A 1,925-nucleotide genomic window follows, 5' to 3' on the forward strand; every position below is an offset into this window, starting at 1 on the left:
GCACGCCTGCGACTCCTGAGCGGCGAAACGCCGGACCAGGACACCGCACCGCAAGCAATCACCGCTTAACCTGCAGGAACGGATCACGCGAAGGCCAACTCATACACCACTCCGCTGGACGTGACCGTCGCTGATGGGACTTACGGTTTTTTTCAGACAGTCCCGCGCCTGAAGGTTGACCCCCTGGTCGTGTTGTTGGTCGCGGGTTCTACTGATGGTCGTTGTTGGTCTGAGCTGTGGGAACGCGGCCCAGGTCGCGGTTCTTCAGGCGGTAGCTGTCTCCTTTCAGGCTGATGACCTCGGCGTGGTGGACGAGGCGGTCGATCATCGCTGCGGCCACGACATCGTCGCCGAACACCTCGCCCCAGCGGCCGAAGGGCTTGTTGGAGGTGACGATGAGGCTGGCGCGTTCGTAGCGGCTGGAGACCAGCTGGAAGAACAGGTTCGCCGCTTCCGGTTCGAAAGGGATGTAGCCGACCTCATCAACGACCAGCACCGGGATCCGTGCGAGTTTGACCAGTTCGTCTTGCAGTTTCCCGGCGGCGTGGGCGTCGGCCAGGCGGGCGACCCACTCGGCGGCGGTGGCGAACGCGACGCGGTGGCCGGCCTGGCAGGCGCGGATGCCCAGGCCGATCGATAGATGGGTCTTGCCGGTGCCGGGCGGCCCGAGGAAGACCACGTTCTCGCGGGCGGTGACGAAGTCCAGGGTGCCCAGGTGGGCGATGACCTCGCGTTTGAGGGACCGCTGGTGGTCGAAGTCGAAGTCCTCCAGGCCCTTGCGGGCCGGGAAGCGGGCAGAGCGGATGCGGGCCTCACCGCCATGGGATTCGCGGGCGGCGACCTCGCGTTGCAGGCAGGCGGCCAGGAACTCCTCATGGCTCCAGGACTCGGCCCGTTGTCGGCGTACGGGTTCCAGTGCAGAGCTAAGTACGGGTAAACGTGCAGAGCTGATCAGCGTGTCCACTGCTGGTCCATGGCGGTGATCTTGAAGCCCGTCGGGTGGTGTTGATCATCACGGCGAGGGGCAGGTCACGGTGGTGCTGGAGGCCGAGCGGTGGCTGGAGCTGCGCCGGTTCCGGGCGTTGCGGGACGCGGGTGCGTCGATCTCGGAGATCGCCCGGGAGACCGCCTTCAAGAAGCCCGGCCGCGGATCGCCGAGGAGCTGGGGCTGAGTCCGCGTGAGCTGGCCCGGTTGCATCGGCGTTTCGAGGTGGTTCCGGGTGCCCAGGCCCAGGTCGACTGGGGCGATGAGGCCGCGATCTTGGCGCATGCCGGGATCGCGAAGGTCTACTCCTTCCACATGACGCTGTCGTACTCACGCGACCCGTTCGTGTGCTTCACCACCAGCCAGGATCTGGCCACCTTCTGGGCCTGCCATCGGCGGGCGTTCGAGCACTTCGGCGGGGTGCCGGGCTCGATCGTCTATGACCGCACCAAGACCGTGGTGCGCCGCCATGTCGCTCCGGGCAAGGCGGTGCCGCTGCACCCTGAGGCGGTGGCGTTCGCCGGGCACTACGACTTCGACATCGATGTGCTGGCCGCTTAAGTGGGGCCAGGTCTTCGGCGACGAGGTACTGGCCACTGCCATCCTCGACCGGCTCCTGCACCACTGCGAAGTCATCGCGATCAACGGCCCCAGCTACCGGCTCAAGAACCGCCTGGAAGCCGTCGAAGCCGAGGCCGCAGCCGGCTGACGGAGACGCTGATCAGCTCTGCACGTTTACCCGTACTTAGCTCTGCACTTCAAGGAGTACGCCGACACCCGTGCTCGTTCGGCCAGCCGCTCGACCGAGGCCGCCTGCTGGCGGGCATCGGTGAGCGCTGGTGGGTGGTCTTGAAAGTGCTGGCTGGTGGCCAGGGTTTGTGCTGGTGGGCGGTCAGTGGACTGCTGTGTGGTGGACAGGTCGAGTGCTGGTCTGGCGGAA

At 66.3% G+C, this 1,925-nt stretch carries 4 protein-coding genes and 1 pseudogene; 3 read left to right on the forward strand and 2 right to left on the reverse strand.

All coding sequences use genetic code 11. The features are described 5' to 3' along the window. Positions 1-208: 208 nt before the first annotated feature. Complete coding sequence (gene istB / locus NDW01_RS42615; protein WP_308211890.1) at positions 209-964, reverse strand: IS21-like element helper ATPase IstB; 756 nt, start codon at positions 962-964, stop codon at positions 209-211. Positions 965-1,034: 70 nt separating this feature from the next. On the opposite strand from istB, the gene NDW01_RS42620 reads away from it, so the two are divergent. The 3 genes and pseudogenes from NDW01_RS42620 to NDW01_RS42630 all read left to right on the forward strand — a co-directional run. After that, on the forward strand, positions 1,035-1,172 hold the full coding sequence (locus NDW01_RS42620; protein ID WP_252830377.1) for a hypothetical protein: 138 nt from the start codon (positions 1,035-1,037) through the stop codon (positions 1,170-1,172). A gap of 20 nt (positions 1,173-1,192) precedes the next feature. Continuing rightward, entirely contained in the window at positions 1,193-1,546 is a 354-nt protein-coding gene (locus NDW01_RS42625; RefSeq protein ID WP_305883867.1) for a DDE-type integrase/transposase/recombinase, read from the forward strand. 1 nt (position 1,547) lies between these two features. Next, positions 1,548-1,667, forward strand: a pseudogene (locus tag NDW01_RS42630) (ATP-binding protein); the annotation flags it as partial. 53 nt (positions 1,668-1,720) lie between these two features. Here the strand turns inward: NDW01_RS42630 and NDW01_RS42635 are convergent. Then, the coding region (locus tag NDW01_RS42635) for a hypothetical protein (RefSeq protein ID WP_252830378.1) at positions 1,721-1,925 on the reverse strand (205 nt) is incomplete at its 5' end.

This window comes from Actinoallomurus soli (genome assembly GCF_024055715.1).
In the GTDB taxonomy this organism is placed as follows: domain Bacteria; phylum Actinomycetota; class Actinomycetes; order Streptosporangiales; family Streptosporangiaceae; genus Actinoallomurus; species Actinoallomurus soli.